The following is a 16,695-nucleotide window of genomic DNA, read 5'->3' on the forward strand; positions in this document are numbered from 1 at the left end:
GCCTCATCGGACGAGTACGAAAGCGGGCCGCGTACCGCAGCCTTTAAGCTTCGCCTAAGACGCGTGCGCTTATCATGAGTACCCCGGGCGCCGCGAGCGCCCCCGTCGGAGAGACACGAAAGCCATGCGCGTACTGCTCGTCGAGGACGATCCGCTGATCGGCAGCGGGCTCGAACAGGGCCTCAAACAGGAAGGCTTCGCGGTCGACTGGGTGAAGGACGGCGACGCCGCGTCGCTCGCGCTGCGTACGACCGGCTACGGGCTGCTGCTGCTCGATCTCGGGCTGCCGAACCGCGACGGTTTGTCGGTACTCGCCGCGCTGCGCCGCCGCGACGAAAACCTCCCCGCGATCATCATCACCGCGCGCGACGGCGTGCCCGACCGCATCGCGGGCCTCGACAGCGGCGCGGACGATTATCTCGTCAAGCCGTTCGAGCTCGACGAACTGCTCGCCCGCATCCGCGCGGTCACCCGCCGCCATGCGGGCCGCGCGCAGACGACGCTCGCGATCGGCCCGCTGCGGCTCGATCCCGTCAAGCATCTCGTCTGGCTCGACGACGACGAAGTGCCGCTGTCGCCGAAGGAATTCGTGCTGCTTCACGAGCTGATGCGCGAACCGGGCGCGGTGATTTCGCGCGAACAGTTCGAGGAACGGCTGTACAGCTGGGGCGAGGAAATCGAGAGCAACGCGGTGCAGGTGCATATCCACAACCTGCGTAAAAAGCTCGGCCACGACATGATCCGCACGGTGCGCGGCGTCGGCTACCGGATCGGGGAAGGCACGTGACGCGCATGCAACGCGCGGCCGCGCGCTGGCGCAACGCGTCGCTGCGGCGGCGCCTGCTGACGTGGCTGCTGCCGGCCGCCTGCGTGATCGGCCTGGTCGCGAGCGCCGGCACCTACTGGGGCGCGCTGCGCGAACTCGACGACCTGCTCGACGACCAGATGCGCAGCATGTCGAAACAGATTGTCGTCGGCCCGAACGGCGAGCTGTCGTTCAGCAACGACGCCGAGGGCAAGCACGGCTTCGAAGCGAGCGACCCCGATGCGGTGCTGCTGCAGGTGTGGCGCAACGGCACGCTGGTGTATTCGACCGACCACGATTCGAAACTGCCGCCGCCCGCGCAGCAGGGCATCGCGAGCGTCGACGTCGGCGGCCAGCCGTGGCGCACCTATGTGACCGAGCGCGGCGGCACGACGATCCGGCTCGCGCAGGCGCGGCATGCGCGCTGGGAAGCGATCGCGGGCATCGCCGTCCACCTGCTGTGGCCCGTGTTCTCGATGCTGCCGCTGCTCGCGCTCGCCCTGTGGTTCGGCATCGGCGCGGGGCTGCGGCCGTTGCGGGCGATCGCGTCCGGCCTGAAACGCAGGAATGCGAACAACCTCGAGCCGGTCGACGTCGCGTCGATGCCGAACGAGGTCCGCCCGCTCGCCGAGGCGATCAACGACCTGCTCGCACGCCTCGACCGCTCGTTCACGCTGCAGCGGCACTTCATCGCCGATGCCGCGCACGAGCTGCGCACGCCGATCATGGGGCTGTCGATCCAGTCGCAATTGCTGCGACGCGCGGCGACCGCCGAGGAACGCGAGCACATCCTCGCGCAAATCCAGGCGGGCACGACACGCCTCGGCCACCTCGCCGAACAGTTGCTGACGCTCGCGCGCCTCGAACCCGATGCGCAGGCGGCCGCCGCTGCATCGGCGCCGGTCGATCTCGCCGCGCTGTGCCGCTCGGTGGTGTCGGACCGCGCGCGCGTCGCCGATGCGCACCGGATCGATCTCGGCGCGCTCGTCGACACTCCCGTGATCGCATCGGGCAACGCCGACACATTGCGCGTGCTGCTGAACAACCTCGTCGACAACGCGATCCGCTACGCGGGCGACGGCGCGCGCGTCGACGTGTCGGCGCGCATCGACGGCGAGACGCCCATGCTCGAAGTCGCCGACGACGGCCCCGGCATTCCGGAGGCCGAACGCACGGACGTGTGGGAACGCTTCTATCGCGGCGAAGGCGCGCAGGCGGTCACGTCGTCGGGCAGCGGGCTCGGGTTGTCGATCGTCAAGCGGATCGCTGAACAGCATCGCGCGACCGTCGCGCTCGGCACCACGCGCGGCGGGCGCGGGCTGACCGTCACGGTGCGCTTTCCACGGCCCACCTGATGCGCGTGGCGGGCGGCTTGTCCACAGATTATGTTGGCAAGCTTGTGGACAAGCTTCCATTAACCGCACCAAGCCCTTGATCGGAAAGAGTTTGTCGTGCGTGCGCGGCAAATGCGCCGGACCGCGGCATGCACGCGCTCGCGTCAGTTGTCGTCGATCCGCTCGCACCCTCATACTGACAACCAGTTGTCCATTACGTAAAGTAGTTGTCAATTTACGACTCGAGCCGGACATGACCAAATCCGACAAGTTGACCGCCGTCGCGCTGTCCGTATTCCGGTTGAACGGCCTGCTGATCGAATGGGGCAACGCCTTCGCCGGGCCGCACGGCTTGACCAGTGCGCGCTGGCAGGTGCTGGGCGCGATCGCGATGGCGCCGGACGCGCCGAACATTCCGCAGATCGCCGATGCGATGGGCATCACGCGGCAGGCTGTCCTGAAACAGATCAACGTGCTGACCGACGAAGGGCTGGTGCTGTCGCTGCCCAATCCGGCGCACAAGCGCTCGCCGTTGTACGCGCTGACGCCGCGTGGCAAAGCGGCCTATCAGGCCGTGGTCGAGCAGTGGCAGCGGCATGTCCGCGACATCGCCGGCGGCTTCAGTTCCGCCGACCTCGACGCCGCGCTTCGCGTGCTGTCGGCGATGTCGGGCGTGCACGGCTACGACGGCCGCGCGTGACCGCCCCCTCATCTCTACTCCGCCAGGAGTGCCCATGCGTCAGTTCAAGCCGATGGATCCGGCCTGCCCGATCCAGCAACAGATCGCGATCGACGCGCAGCCGGTCGTGCTTGTCGACGTGTTTACGCTGGCGGCCGCCGACGAAGCCGACTTTCTCGCCGTCTGGAAGGACGATGCGGCATTCATGAAGCGGCAGCCGGGATTCATCTCGACGCAGCTTCATCGCGCGCTCGGCGACAGCCCGACCTACCTGAACTACGCGATCCGGGAATCGACGGCCGCGTTTCGCGCGGCCTTCACGCATCCGGAATTCGTCGCGAAGCTGTCGGCCTCGTCAGTCCGCACCTGTTCCAGAAGGTCGGCGTGGCCGGTATCTGCACCGCGTAAGCCCGCGTGCGAATCGTGGCAGCGCGTGGCATCCTGCCGAATCGCGAACGCGGACTTCTCCACAGAAAATGTTGGCAAGCTTGTGGATATCCTGCGCACCGCGACGCTAAACCCTTGATCCGATGGACTTTGGCACGCGTGATGCAGACGCGGCGCGCGTCATGGCCATCGCGCACACCGCTTCGCCGCACTTCGCATCACGATGCCACGACGCCACGCCGACGTGAGGCCGATGCACGCCCTAACCGCTGCACGCCGGCCTGACTTCGCGCCGCGCCACTTACCCACAGATTGTGTTGGCAAGCGTGTGGATATCCTGCGCAAGCCTGCGCTAACGCATTGATCAGCCTAGGGTTCATGCCACGTGTCACAGTTTCGGCACCGCGCGGTATCGACCTGCGCGAACACGGACGATTCGGTGCGATCGCAGCGCGCCGCCGCTGCCTTGACGCCCGCGCCCGTCACGCCTCAAGATCACGCAAGCCGCACGCGGACGCGCATCGCGGGCTACGCGCGTCCGCGCCCCGGGCCGGCCATCGCGCCGGCACCGCATCACGACATTTCAATCCGAGGAAAGACCATGGAACACTTCACCGCGTGGCAATTGCTCGTCTCGCTCGTGCTCGTCGCCATCGTCGTCTATCCGTACGTCCGCATCGTTCGGCGCACCGGGCATTCGGGCTGGTGGATCCTGACGATGTTCGTCCCCGTGCTGAACTTCGTCATGCTGTGGGTGTTCGCGTTCGCGCGCTGGCCCGCCGTCGACGATCGGCGGCCCTGACTGTTGCGGCCGCAGCCGCACGCAAGCTTGTCCACAGATTGTGTTGGCAAGCATGTGGATAGCCTGCGCATACCGCGATCAAGCGCTTGATCCGAAAGACTTTGTTCGCGCCGCCTCGAAAACGGCACACGCCCGCGCAAGCGCCGGTTGCGTGTCGCCTCGGCGCGCGACGCGCCGCCTGCCACACTGCCTGCCGGGCTTGTCCACAATTTTTGTTGGCAAGCGTGTGGATAGCCTGCGCATACCGCAGCCAAGCGCTTGATCCAAAAGACTTTGTTCGCGCTGCTTCAATCGCGGCACGACGGCGCGAGCCATGCCGGGCGCCGCGGCGCGCGTGCTTGTCCACAATTTTTGTTGGCAAGCATGTGGATATCCTGAGCATGCGCGACCTAAGTCGTTGATCGCACAACGTTTGATCGCGCGGGTCACGACTGCGGCACGGCGCGCCCGCGGATCTCGCCACGCGTGCCGTGCCGCGCGGCTCAACCGAACGTCTGCGCGACGACGCGCGCGACCGACGCGATCACGTCGTCCTTCGCCCGCGCATCGGCGCGAGCCTGCGTGTAGTACACGGCCAGCACGATCGGCGCGCGCGACGTCGGCCAGATGACGCCCACGTCGTTCGTGGTCCCGTAGTCCCCGGTGCCGGTCTTGTCGCCGACCGTCCACCCGGCCGGCACGCCCGCACGAATCCGCTTGTCGCCGACCTTGTTGCCGCGCAGCCACGCGACGAGCTGCGCACGCTGCGCGGCGGGCAATGCGTCGCCGAGGGTCAGCACGCGCAGGCTGGCCGCCATCGCGGCAGGCGTCGTCGTGTCGCGCAGGTCGCCCGGCAGCGCGGTGTTCAGTTCGGTCTCCCATCGATCGAGCCGGAACGTGTCGTCGCTGATCGAGCGCGCGTAGGCAGTCACCGCCGGCGGGCCGCCGATCAGCTTCATCAGCAGGTTCGCGGCCGAGTTGTCGCTGTACTGGATCGTGGCCTCGCACAGCGCGGCGACCGTCATGCCCGCGCCGGCATGCCTCTCCGACACCGGCGAATAGTTGACGAGGTCGGCCTTCGTATACGTCACGCGCTGTTGCAGCAAACCCGGCCGCTCGACGCTCCGCGCGAGTACCGCCGCGCTCAGCATCGCCTTGAACGTGCTGCAGAACGGGAAGCGCTCGCCCGCACGATGCTCGATGACCCGGCCGCTCGCCGTGTCGATCGCACACACGCCGAGACGGCCACCCGCGTCGCGTTCGAGGTCGGCAAGCGTCGCCGCCGCCGCGGCGGACGCGATGGCATCCGCGGCAGCCGCCGCTGCCGCCGTGGCGTCGTCCGGCGCGGCGGCCTGTCGCGACGCGCACGCGGTGACGGTGAAAACGAGCGGCGCCGTCGCGGCGGCCAGCAACAGGGTTCGACGTTTCGATGAATAGGTCATGTCGGTTGTCTCGTGGTGGAATGGCGGCGCAACGTTGTCGACGCGTTGAAAACGGCCGGCCGCCGAGACAGCACTATCGAGACTTTACGGTTGCCCGACAAGCAACGATAATTGAGCGCTGACAAAAGAAATTCTTATGACTAAGCTCCGCCCTCATCTTCCGCTCAATGCGTTGCGCGCGTTCGAATCGTCGGCGCGCCACCTGAACTTCACGCGCGCCGGCCTCGAGCTGAGCGTGACCCAGGCCGCCGTCAGCCAACAGGTGCGCTCGCTCGAGGAGCGGCTCGGCTGCGCGCTGTTTACGCGACTGCCGCGCGGCCTCGGGCTGACCGACGAGGGCCGCGCGTTGCTGCCGGTGCTGAGCGACGCGTTCAGCCGCATCGAGACGGTGCTCAAGCAGTTCGACGGCGGCCGTTTCCACGAGGTGTTGACGCTCGGCGTCGTCGGCACCTTTGCCCTAGGCTGGCTAATGCCTCGGCTGAAGCAGTTCGGCGACACGCACCCGTTCGTCGAGCTGCGGCTGCGGACCAACAACAACGTCGTCGATCTCGCCGCCGAGGGCCTCGATTTCGCGATCCGCTTCGGTGAAGGCAACTGGCCCGCAACACGCAACGAGCGGCTGCTCGATGCGCCGCTCACCGCGCTGTGCACGCCGGACATTGCACGGCGCATCGCGCGGCCGGTCGATCTCGCGAACGAAACGCTGCTGCGCTCGTACCGCACCGACGAGTGGCTCGGCTGGTTCGACGCCGCGCAGCTCGAACCGTGGGCCGTCAACGGGCCCGTGTTCGATTCGTCCCGGCTGATGGTCGAGGCCGCGATGCAGGGGGCGGGCGTCGCGCTCGCACCCGCGTGCATGTTCGCGCGCGAACTGCAGCTGGGCCAGCTCGCGCGGCCGCTCGACATCGACGTGCGCGCGGGCGGCTACTGGCTCACGTCGCTGAAATCGAAACCGCTGACGCCCGCGATGACGCTCTTTCGCGACTGGATCCTCGTGGAAGCGGCCGGCGCGGCGGCGGCCGGGTAACGCGGCCTCGCTTGTCCACAGAAAGTGTTGGCAAGGATGTGGATATCCTGGGTACCCGGAGCCTAAGCCCTTGATCCCGCACGCATTAGCGTGCCGGTGCACGCGGCGGGCAGCCCCGGCGCACGGGCCTCGCGCACGCATTGCCCGCCGATCGGATCGTCAACCATGGCGACGCAATCGATTGCAAGTTGTCCACAGATTTTGTTGGCAAGCCTGTGGATATCCGTCAGATCGGACGCGTAACATCTTGATACACAAGGGGATTCGATTCACGGACCTTGACCGGTCAATGGTGTGGCACCGGAACGGTTGCCGAACCGCATGCCGGGCACGTGCGACGCGCCCGGCCCAAGGCCGGGCGGTTCTCCACAGATTGTGTTGGCAAGCTTGTGGATATCCTGCGTATCGGGCACCTAACTGATTGAGCGCACGGGGTTTTGTGCCGCGTCCGCCGAATCGGGCAGCGCGTGCGCCGCCCGTGCATCAGTGACGGTCGAGGCCGCCGCGCAATTCGCTCGCCTTGTCGCGCAGCGCTTCGTAGCCCGAACGCGCATGCTCGGGCAGATCGGGATCGCCGATCAGCGCGCCGAGCGTTTCGATCAGGCTGAACAGGATGCCCTTCGCCGCGCCGACCGCGATGCTCTGCGATTCGATCGACTTGTGCAGGTGGTCGACCGCCGCTTCGAGATTCTCGAGCTTGTGCTCGCCGTCGTCGGGCCGGTTATCGGTCGTCATCGTCTACCTCCGCCATCGTTCAAGGGTCATGTCACGATTCTATGCCGCCGCGCGCGAACGTGGCGCGACATCGCGCAACGTTCGCGCGGCCCCGCGCTACAGCACCGCGACCACCTGCACGCGGCCCGGCTGCTCCGCCGCCGCGATGACCTGGCCGTCGACCCGGCGGAACGTCAGCGACACGGTTTCGTCGCCGACGCGCAGCGCATCGATCCGCAGCCAGTCGACGCCTTCCGGCAAGGCCGGGCGCTCGACGCGCACCTCGTGGCGCGACGCGTCGATGCTCACGCCGAGGCATGCCTGCAGCATCATGAACGGCGCGCCGGCCGCCCACGCCTGCGGCAGGCAGGCCACCGGATACGCGGTCGGCGGTTCGCCGCGCCGGCGCGGGAACCCGCAGAACAGCTCCGGCAAGCGCATCTCGAAGCTCACCGCCGCCTCGAACAGCGCACGCAGCAGATTCACCGCGGCCGTCTTGTCGCCGTAGCGCGCCAGGCCGCGCGCGATCAGCGCATTGTCGTGCGGCCATACCGAACCGTTGTGATAGGCCATCGGGTTGAAGCGCGGCTGGCCGGCCGCCAGCGTGCGGATGCCCCAGCCCGTCTGGAACAGCGCCGAGCCGAGCACGCCGGCGACCGCCGCGCCGCGCTCGGCGTCGGGCAGCCCGAACGCCAGCAGGTGGCCCGCGTTCGATGCGAACACACGGCACAGCTCGCCATGACCGTCGAGCGCGATCCCGTAGAAATCGCCTTCCGGCATCCAGAACAGCGCATCGACCTGCTCGCGCAGCGTCTTCGCGCGCAACGCGTAGCGCGTCGCGTCGGCCGCATGGCCGCGCCGGCGCGAGCACGCCGACATCGCGTCGAGCGCCGCGCACGCATAGGCCTGCACTTCGACGAGCGCGATCGGCCCGTCGGGGAAACGACCATCCGCGTGGAACACCGAATCGTGGCTGTCCTTCCAGCCCTGGTTCGCGAGGCCGCGCTCCGACGTGCGCTGGTAATCGAGCAGCCCGTACGGGTTGCGGTCGCACTTGTCGATCACCCATTGCGCGGCGCGCTCGAGCGCGGGCCACAGCTCGTCGATCAGCGCATCGTCGCCGGTGCGTTCGGCATAGGCGCCCGCGAGCACGATGAACAGCGGAGTCGTATCGACGCCGCCGTAGTACAGCGCGAACGGCACCTCGCCCGTCGCGGCCATCTCGCTGCGGCGGAACTCGTGCATGATCTTGCCGGGCTCCGCGTCGCGGAACGCGGAGGTCTCGCGCGCCTGATGCTCGGCGAGAAAACGCAGCACGCCGCGCGCGAGCGACGGCTGCAGCCACAGCATCTGCAGTGACGTGATGATCGCGTCGCGCCCGAACGGCGTCGAGAACCACGGAATGCCCGCATACGGATACGGCCCCGTGTCGAGCTGCGTCGTGAGCAGCCCGAGATCCGCGAGCGAACGATCGAGCCAGGCGTCGAACAGCGGATTGCCGGTGTTCACGCGCGCCATCGATTCGCGCCGTGCGCGCATCTCGCGATGCACGCCGACGAGCGCGGTGCGCAGCGCGACGCGGCCGCATCCGGGCCCTTCGGCCTCCGCGGGCCCGAGCGTCGCATCGACGGTCAGGTAGATCGACACGCACGCCTGCGCGGCAATCGTCAGCGTGTAGTCGGCGCGATCGACCGACAGCGCGTCGGGGGCCGGCGAAAAATGCACGGTCACGTTGCGCTCCACGCTGTCGAGGCCGTCGTAGCGCAGCCGCACCGCGCCCGCGTCGACGCGCGGCGCGCCCACCGTGCCGCGCTTCGGCCGCCGCGTGCCGCGCACTTCGAACATGTCCTTGAAATCGGCCGCGAACGACAGCGACAGCGGCACCTCGGCTTCGCTCGCGCCGTAGTTCGTCAGCGTCAGCGCTTCGTACAGCACGTCGCCCGCGAGCACGCGCATGCGCTCGATATGGATCACGCCCTCGGGCGTCTCCTTGCCGCCGAGCGGCGGCAGCGGGCGGTTCGTCAGGTGCGCGGTGAACGACGCGTTGTCGGCGCTCGTCGCGCCCGACAGCAGCGACGGCGCACGGCCGCCGAACGTCAGGCGCCAGGTCGACAGCACGCGCATGTCGTCGACGAACAGGCCGTCGTCATGCCCGCCGATGTCGCCGAGCGCGTCGCTGACCACGAACGCGTCGCCGGATTTCAGTACGTACTGGTTGTTGCGCGCGAGGACCTGCGGATCGGCTTCGGGCGCGATGAAGGCGGGACCCGACGCGGGGGTCGCGGCAATCGGCGCGACTTGCGGCGCCTGCGTCGTCGTGGCTTCGGCGTGATTCGGCATCGATGCTCCTGTGTCGAGGCGCAACGCGCGGCGCGCGTCGCGTGTTTCGCACAGGATAGGCCAGAACGGCGAACGTGCGCAGCGACGAAACGGCCGCGGCGCGAGACGACGTTGCTTCGTCGCCTCGCGCCGCGTACGGCCACGTCAGTTGCCGGTCAGAATTTCCACAGGATGTTGCCGAGGATCGCGTTGTCGCGCACGCCGCTGCCGTATTGGCCGCTGTACGTGAGGCCGAGCGTCAGGCGCTTCGTGAGGTTCGCGTCGATGCCGGCTTCGAGCACCGCGCTGTCGCGAGCAATCGGCACGCCCGACACCTGGAACGACGTGCCGCCGTTCGCGAACGTGAACGCCGACGACGGCCGCACGTTGCCGAACGCATGCCGCCAGCCGACCGTCCCGCGCGCGGTGAACGTGCCGCTCGCGATCGAGCCGAGCTGCGACGCCGCACGCAAGCCGAGCGTCGAGAAGCCGACGTGGGTCGTCTCGCCGCCGGCGCGCAGCGCGGCCGCGCCGCCGGTTTCCGTATAGCCGTCGGTATGCAGGTTCACGTACGCGAGGCCCGCGAACGGTTCGATCGCGACTGGCCCGACCGGCAGCGCGTAGCCGACTTCGCCGAACACCTGCGCCGAATTCGCGTCGTAGCCGGCCGAATCGTGATCGGAGAAGCCCGCGAAGCCCGGATAACGGTCGCTGTTGATCCGATACCACGTGTACGACGCGCCGCCGCGCACGCCGAGCGCGCCATACTGTGCGCCGCCGTACAGCGACACGTAGTAGCTGTTCACCGCCGACGACGAACTCTGGTCGTTGTCGAGCGAGCTGTGCGTGACGCCCGCGGCCAGACCCGCGCGCCACTTGTCGTTGAGCGCCATGTCGGCGCCGGCGATGAAGCCCGTCATGCTGCGGTTGATCGACGACGCGTTGCCGTCGCCCGCGAGCCGGCTGCGGCCGCCGAACGCCTGCCCCCAGACGACCGGCTGGTAGGGCGTCCCGCCGTAGCACCCGGCGCGCGAACCGATCCGGCGCTCCGGCGGCAACGTCGGATCGACCGCGCCGGCCGTGTTGTCGCCGCACAGCGCGGCGCCGCCCGACGACAGGGCCGCGAGCGGGCCCGATCCGGGCGCGAGGCCCTGACGGACGCGATCGGTCACCGCGTCGCGCACATAGCGGCTGTCGAGCAGCAGCATGCTTTTCAGGCTCGCCTGCAATTCGCTGCCGAGCAGCCCGTACGCGCGGCGTGCGGTCGGCGCGTCGGTCGTCAGCACCGTGTCGTACAGCGGATTGCCGCTGCCGAGTGCAGCCACCGCGGTCGCGACCGAGCGCTGGTTCGGGGTCGTCGCGACGTCGGGCAGCGACGTGCCGTTCTGCGCCAGTTGCAGATACACGTGACCCGGATCGTAGCGGAGGGTCGGCGTCAGGAACGCGTAGTTCGCGCTCACCTGGGTGAACGCGCCCTGCACGCCCGACGACGCGCTCAGGATCGTGTATGTCGTGCCCGGCTGATAGGTGCTCTGGTTCGCGAGCACCTGCACGGTGCCGCCGTTCAGCGTCGCCGTGCCGCTGGCCGCGAGGCTGCCGCTTTGCTGCGGCGTGGCGGCGACCTGGAACGTCGAACCCGGCTGGAACGTGACGTTGCCGCCCACGTTCAGCGCCGCGCCCGGTTGCGTGGCGGCCGCCGTCGCGCCGCCCTGCACCACGAGGCCGCCGATCGTGCCGGTGCCGGTCACCGTCGCGCCGCTCTGCACGGTGACGGTCGACTGGCCGAGCGAACCGTTGACGGCGAGCGTACCCGCGCCGACCGTGGTCGGACCGCTCAGCGTGCTCGTGCCGGTCAGCGTCAGTTGCCCGCTGCCGGCCTGGGTAAGCGAGCCGGTGCCGGACAGCACGCTCGCGATCGTCACGTTGCCCGATTGATTGACCACCAGCGCACCGTTGTCGACGACGTCGCCGGCCACGCTGCCCGACGTGCCGCCGTTGCCGAGTTGCAGCGTGCCGCCCGCCGCGATCGTGGTGCCGCCCGTGTACGTGTTGCTACCGGTCAGCACCTGCGTGCCGCTCGTCACCGTCACGCCGCCCGAGCCGCCGATCGTGCCGCCGAACGTGCTGCTGCCGCTGCCGTTCAGCGCCAGCGCGTTCGCACCGAGAGTCACGTTCGTGCCGGCCGCACCCGACAGCCCGCCGATCGTTTGCGCGCCGGTCGCACCGCTCACGTCGAACGTCGCACCCGTGCCCGCGAGATTCACCGCGCCGGTCGATGCGAGGCTGCCGCCCGCGCCGATCGCCAAAGTCCCCGCGTTGATCGTCGTGCCGCCCGTATAGGTGTTCGCGCCGGTCAGCGTCGTGGTCGCCGCACCGTCTTTCACGAGGCTGCCCGCGCCGGAAATCGCCCCGCCGAGCGCGAGGCTGTTGCTGCCCCCCAGCGTCAGCGCGGCGCCCGTGCCGAGATTGACCGCGTTGCCGACCGACAACGCGGCATTCGTATCGAGCGTCGCCGCGCCCCCGACGGTCAGCGCGCCGGAACCGAGCGCTCCACCGTTGCCGAGCACGAGGCTCCCGCTATTGAGGTTCGTGCCGCCGGTGTAGACATTTGCGCCGGTCAGCGTCTGCGTGCCGGTGCCCGCCAGCGTCAGACTGCCCGTGCCGCCGATCACCCCGCCGAACGTGCCGCTGGCCGTGCCGCCCAGCGTCAGTGCGTTGCCGCCCAGGTTAACGTTCGTTCCCACGCCGCCCGACAGCGCGCCGAGCGTTTGACCGCCTGTCGCGCCGCTCAGGTCCAGCGCCGCGCCCGCACCGGCGAGGTTCATCGTGCCGGTCGAGGCCAGGCTGCCGCCCGCGCCGATCGCCAAAGTCCCCGCGTTGATCGTCGTGCCGCCCGTATAGGTGTTCGCGCCGGTCAGCGTGGTGGTCGCCGCACCGTCCTTCACGAGGCTGCCCGCGCCGGAAATCGCCCCGCCGAGCGTGAGGCTGTTGCTGCCTCCCAGCGTCAGCGCGGCGCCCGTGCCGAGATCGACCGCATTGCCGACCGACAACGCGGTATTCGTATCGAGCGTCGCCGCGCCGCCGACGGTCAGCGCGCCGGAACCGAGCGCCCCGCCGTTGCCGAGCACGAGGCTGCCGCTATTGAGGTTCGTGCCGCCGGTGTAGACATTTGCGCCGTTCAGCGTCTGCGTGCCGGTGCCCGCCAGCGTCAGGCTCCCGGTGCCGCCGATCGTGCCGCTGAACGTGCCGCTGGCCGTCCCGCCCAGCGTCAGCGCGTTGGCGCCGAGGCTCACGCTCGTGCCCACGCCGCCCGACAGCGCGCCGATCGACTGCGCGCTGCCCGCGCTGATGTCGAACGCGGCGCCCGGGTTGACCAGGTTCACCGTACCCGTGGACGACAGGCTGCCGCCCGCGCCGAGCGCGAGCGTGCCGGCATTGATCGTCGTGCCGCCGGTGTACGTGTTCGCGCCGGTCAGCGTCGTGGTCGCGGCGCCGTCCTTCACGAGGCTGCCCACGCCGGAAATCGCGCCTCCGAGCGTGAGGCTGTTGCTGCCGCCCAGGGTGAGTGCGGCGCCCGTGCCGAGGGTGATCGCATTGCCGACCGACAGGCTCGTGGTCGTATCGAGCGTCGCCGCGCCGCCGACACTCAGCGCGCCGGTGCCCAGCGCCCCGTTGTCGCCGAGCACGAGGCTGCCCGCGTTCAGCGCCGTGCCGCCCGCATAGGTGTTCGCGCCGGACAGCGTCAGCGCCGCGGCGCCGTTCTTCACGAGACCGCCGCCACCCGCGACCACGCCGCCCATGCCGAGATCGGTGCTGCCGCCGAGCGTCAGCGTCGTGCCCGTCGCGATGTTGACGCCGTTCGCGAGCGACACGTTGGCAGTCGCATCGAGCGTCGACGAACCGTTGACATTCACCGCGCCGAGGCCGAGCGACGTATTGCTGCCGACGACGAGGTTGCCGCCGTTCAGGTTCGTGCCGCCCGTGTACGTGTTCGTGCCGGTCAGCGATTGCGTGCCGCTGCCCGACAGCGTCACGCTGCCGGACCCGCCGATCGTGCCGGCATAGGTCGCATTGCCACTGCCGTCGAGCGTCAGCGAATTGGCGCCGAGGTCCACGTTCGTGCCGGCCGCGCCGGCCAGCGCGCCGATCGTCCGCGCGCCCGACGCAGCGCTCAGGTCGAACGTTGCGCCCGCACCGGTCAGATTGACCGTGCCGGTCGCGGACAGGCTGCCGGCTCCGCTCAGTGCGAGCGTGCCGCCGTTGATGGTCGTGTCGCCCGTATACGTGTTCACGCTGCTCAGCGTCGTGGTTGCCGCGCCGTCCTTCGTGAGGCCGCCGCTTCCGCTGATCGTGCCGGTCAGGCCGAGATCGTTGCTGCCGCCGAGCGTCAGCGTCGAGCCGGTCGCGAGATTGACCGTGTTGGCGAGCGTCACGTTCGTGTTCGCGTCGAGCGACGCCGACGCGTTGACGTTCAGCGCGCCGGTGCCGAGCGCCGAATTGTTGCCGACCACCAGGCCGCCGGCATTCAGGTTCGTGTCGCCCGTGTAGCTGTTCGCGCCGGACAGCGTCAGCGTGCCGCCGTCGTTCTTCGTCAGCGCACCGCCACCCGACACCGCGCCGGACAACGTCAGCCCGGTCGCGCCCTGCACCGTCAGGCCGCCCGCGCCAAGCGACACGTTGTTGGACACGTCGAGCCCTGCCGTGCCGGCCTGCAACGCACCGCCGTTGCCCGTGACGGTACCGGTGCCGAGCGACGCGTTGTCGTTGATGATCGCCACGCCGCCCATCAGCGTCGCATCCTGCGCGGTGGACGCGCCGTTGATCGTCCAGTTGCCGCTCGTGACGTCGAGGTGATTGAAGTTGATGTAGTTGTTGACCGCGATCGTGCCGTTCGCCGCGACGCCCTGCTGCAGGTTGAGCGTATTGTTGCCGCCCGCGCCGCCGTCGACGACGCCGGTTGCCGCCACGCCGAGCGTGACCGGGCCGACCGTGATGTTGAACGCGACGCCGGTGCCGCCGGCCGTGTTGACCGCCGAGCCCGTCACGGCATTGAACGTATTCGTGCTGTTCGCCCCCATCGACACGCTGCCGTTGATCGTGCCCGAGTTGGTGAACGTATTGCCCTGCCCCGGTGTGCCGCTCGAACCCAGCGACACGCGACCGGTGATCGTCCCGCTGTTCGTCATGTTGACCGTGCCGCCGCCGTAGGCGGCGACCACCGGCGCATCGGCGCCGGTCAGCGTCGCACCGACCAGTGCGGAGGAGCCGATCGTACCCGTGTTCGAAATGGTCGACGTGCCGCCCATGCCGTTTTGAACCGCCAGCGCCATGCCCGTCACGCCGCTGATTGCGACGCCGGTCGAGCCCTTCATCGTGCCGTTGTTGGTCACGGTCGTGGTGCTCGCCGCCGCGTTGCCGACCACCGCACCGCTCGACAGCACGCCGAGCCCCGAGCCGAGCACCGACGGGTCGATCGTGCCGTTGTTGGTCAGCGTGACGTTACTGCCGGTCAACGACATCGCCGTGCCGCCGACGCCCAGCAGCACGCCGACGCTTGCACCGGGATTGACCGTCGCGTTCACGTTGTTGGCGCTGTTCGAATAACTGGGCGCCAGCGGATTCGCGACGCCGGAACAGGTCACCGTGGTGCCCGCCGTGCTGCAGACCGCATAGGCGGGGACAATGCCCGCGCCCGACAGCGCCAGAAACACGCCGGTGGGCAACAACAGTCGCGGAAACGGCTCAATCGCTTTTCTCTGACGGACAGGGTTCATGCTTTCCCTCTTTATTGATCTCGGCTTTGGTATTGGTATTGCGGCCGCAGCGAACGGCACGCAGCAGAAAATCGCGGATAAAAGCGTCCTCCCCGGCAATCGCGATGCGCTGTCGGTTTATTCGTGATGATTTTTTGATCGGCCCCGGAATGCAGCTGCGAAACTAGTCGAATGACATGCTGACGGCCCCTGGTTTATACAGCGACTTTCTGGTTGATTTGATTACTACCCGCTTTCGTCAGACTAGGCTATATCAAACTCGAACCGTTTTCCAGTCGATATTTTCCCATCGGATCAATGGCCGACGATTATGTACTTTTTTTACTTTCTGACAGATACGCAGCAATGACATGCGACACGCTCTCCGCCGGATTTCCTTGATTTTTCGCAAAGACAACGGCCGTACCGCATCGGTGGAAACACCGATATATCACCCTGATTCAATGCACGCGGATTTTGCGGCGCAATATTTTTACCGCGATGAATGATCCATTCAGATAATCCACATCCACTTAATTAATCGATCGGATCCGGATTATGGAACTGTCGGCGAAATTGTTTTGATTTTTCGACTCGCAAGAAATCTGAAACGCGAATCGTTATTATTTATTCGGTGCCGATGAAATTCGCGCGGCCGGCGCGAGACGACAGGAAACCGGAGAAAACAACGAAACCGCCCGCACCGGAAGCGCACGCTTGCGGGCTGCCCCGTCACGAAAACAGGCGCATCAGATAAAGCATCGGCCGAAACGAAACCGGCCGCGCCTCGGGATTCACCCACAACCGCACCGCATACACCGCGTAGGCCGGCACCTCGCGCCAGCTCGAATAGACATCGCGCCACTGGAAGCGGCGCGGATACGCGGCGGAGATGTTCGACGGCGCAATGCCGACGCGCTCGAACGCGAGGCGCGCCCGCGCGAGATGGTAATACTGGCTGACGATCAGCACGCGCGACAGGCGATGCGCGCGCAGGTAGGCCAGCGTGTGCTGCGCGGTCGCGAGCGTGTTGTCGCCCTGGTCGTCGACGGCGATCCGGTCCGCCGGCACACCGCGCGCCACGAGGTAGTCGCGCATGGCCGTCGCCTCGTTCAGCCCGGGGCCGTCGATCGCGCCGCTGACCAGAAACGCCGGGCACTGCCCCGCGCGGTAACAACGCACGCCGACATCGAGCCGGGCCGCGAGCACGGGCTTCGGCGCGCCGGTTTCGTCGAGCGCGTTGCCGAAGATCACGGCGACGTCCGCCGGGGCGCTCGGCATCCGCATGCCATGGACGACGATCGCGGCCGCCGCCGCGGCCCAGGCGCACGCGACGACGGCCAGCACGCGGCCGGCCCGGGCCGCGAAGCCCCGTTTGGTTCGATGTTTCAAGGTATTCGGTCTCTCAGGTGTCGTCGGGCGCGTCGGCCGGCCCGGCCCCGAACGGGCGCGTC

Annotated in this window: 11 protein-coding genes and 1 pseudogene; 7 read left to right on the forward strand and 5 right to left on the reverse strand. The window is 68.3% G+C overall.

The features are described from left to right. Positions 1 to 124 precede the first annotated feature (124 nt). From QZM72_RS12475 to QZM72_RS12495, 5 genes and pseudogenes are all read left to right on the forward strand, one after another. Positions 125 to 787, forward strand: a complete 663-nt coding sequence (locus tag QZM72_RS12475) for a response regulator (RefSeq protein WP_301738228.1) — start codon at positions 125 to 127, stop codon at positions 785 to 787. Further along, entirely contained in the window at positions 784 to 2,160 is a 1,377-nt protein-coding gene (locus tag QZM72_RS12480; RefSeq protein WP_301738229.1) for an ATP-binding protein, read from the forward strand. Before QZM72_RS12475 ends, QZM72_RS12480 begins: the two co-directional genes overlap by 4 nt. A 232-nt stretch (positions 2,161 to 2,392) precedes the next feature. Beyond that, entirely contained in the window at positions 2,393 to 2,839 is a 447-nt protein-coding gene (locus QZM72_RS12485) for a MarR family winged helix-turn-helix transcriptional regulator (RefSeq protein WP_301738230.1), read from the forward strand. Between the two features lie 34 nt (positions 2,840 to 2,873). Further along, positions 2,874 to 3,226: pseudogene (locus QZM72_RS12490) on the forward strand (antibiotic biosynthesis monooxygenase). A gap of 580 nt (positions 3,227 to 3,806) precedes the next feature. Then, positions 3,807 to 4,007: a hypothetical protein gene (locus QZM72_RS12495; protein WP_089470288.1), complete on the forward strand. Its 201-nt coding sequence runs from the start codon at positions 3,807 to 3,809 to the stop codon at positions 4,005 to 4,007. Between the two features lie 482 nt (positions 4,008 to 4,489). Here the strand turns inward: QZM72_RS12495 and blaPEN-bcc are convergent, their stop codons facing one another. Then, complete coding sequence (gene blaPEN-bcc / locus QZM72_RS12500) at positions 4,490 to 5,428, reverse strand: PEN family class A beta-lactamase, Bcc-type (protein WP_301738231.1); 939 nt, start codon at positions 5,426 to 5,428, stop codon at positions 4,490 to 4,492. Between the two features lie 136 nt (positions 5,429 to 5,564). Between blaPEN-bcc and penR the strand changes: the two genes are divergently transcribed. Next, entirely contained in the window at positions 5,565 to 6,455 is an 891-nt protein-coding gene (penR, locus tag QZM72_RS12505; RefSeq protein ID WP_301738232.1) for a beta-lactamase transcriptional regulator PenR, read from the forward strand. Between the two features lie 483 nt (positions 6,456 to 6,938). Here the strand turns inward: penR and QZM72_RS12510 are convergent, their stop codons facing one another. The 3 genes from QZM72_RS12510 to QZM72_RS12520 all read right to left on the reverse strand — a co-directional run bounded on the left by QZM72_RS12510 (position 6,939) and on the right by QZM72_RS12520 (position 15,262). Continuing rightward, on the reverse strand, positions 6,939 to 7,190 hold the full coding sequence (locus tag QZM72_RS12510) for a hypothetical protein (protein ID WP_006482135.1): 252 nt from the start codon (positions 7,188 to 7,190) through the stop codon (positions 6,939 to 6,941). Between the two features lie 96 nt (positions 7,191 to 7,286). Beyond that, complete coding sequence (locus QZM72_RS12515) at positions 7,287 to 9,509, reverse strand: amylo-alpha-1,6-glucosidase (protein ID WP_301738233.1); 2,223 nt, start codon at positions 9,507 to 9,509, stop codon at positions 7,287 to 7,289. Between the two features lie 155 nt (positions 9,510 to 9,664). Then, positions 9,665 to 15,262: an autotransporter domain-containing protein gene (locus QZM72_RS12520; protein WP_301738234.1), complete on the reverse strand. Its 5,598-nt coding sequence runs from the start codon at positions 15,260 to 15,262 to the stop codon at positions 9,665 to 9,667. Here QZM72_RS12520 and QZM72_RS12525 point away from each other — a divergent pair. Then, a complete protein-coding gene (locus QZM72_RS12525) occupies positions 15,261 to 15,389 on the forward strand; it encodes a hypothetical protein (protein ID WP_301738235.1) in 129 nt (42 codons plus the stop codon). The two genes, QZM72_RS12520 and QZM72_RS12525, sit on opposite strands and share 2 nt — an antisense overlap. A gap of 584 nt (positions 15,390 to 15,973) precedes the next feature. On the opposite strand, the gene QZM72_RS12530 is transcribed toward QZM72_RS12525, so the two are convergent. Continuing rightward, a complete protein-coding gene (locus QZM72_RS12530) occupies positions 15,974 to 16,633 on the reverse strand; it encodes a YdcF family protein (RefSeq protein ID WP_089470292.1) in 660 nt (219 codons plus the stop codon). Between the last annotated feature and the right edge of the window lie 62 nt (positions 16,634 to 16,695).

The sequence above is a fragment of the Burkholderia sp. AU45388 genome (assembly GCF_030481585.1).
In the GTDB taxonomy this organism is placed as follows: Bacteria; Pseudomonadota; Gammaproteobacteria; order Burkholderiales; family Burkholderiaceae; genus Burkholderia; species Burkholderia sola.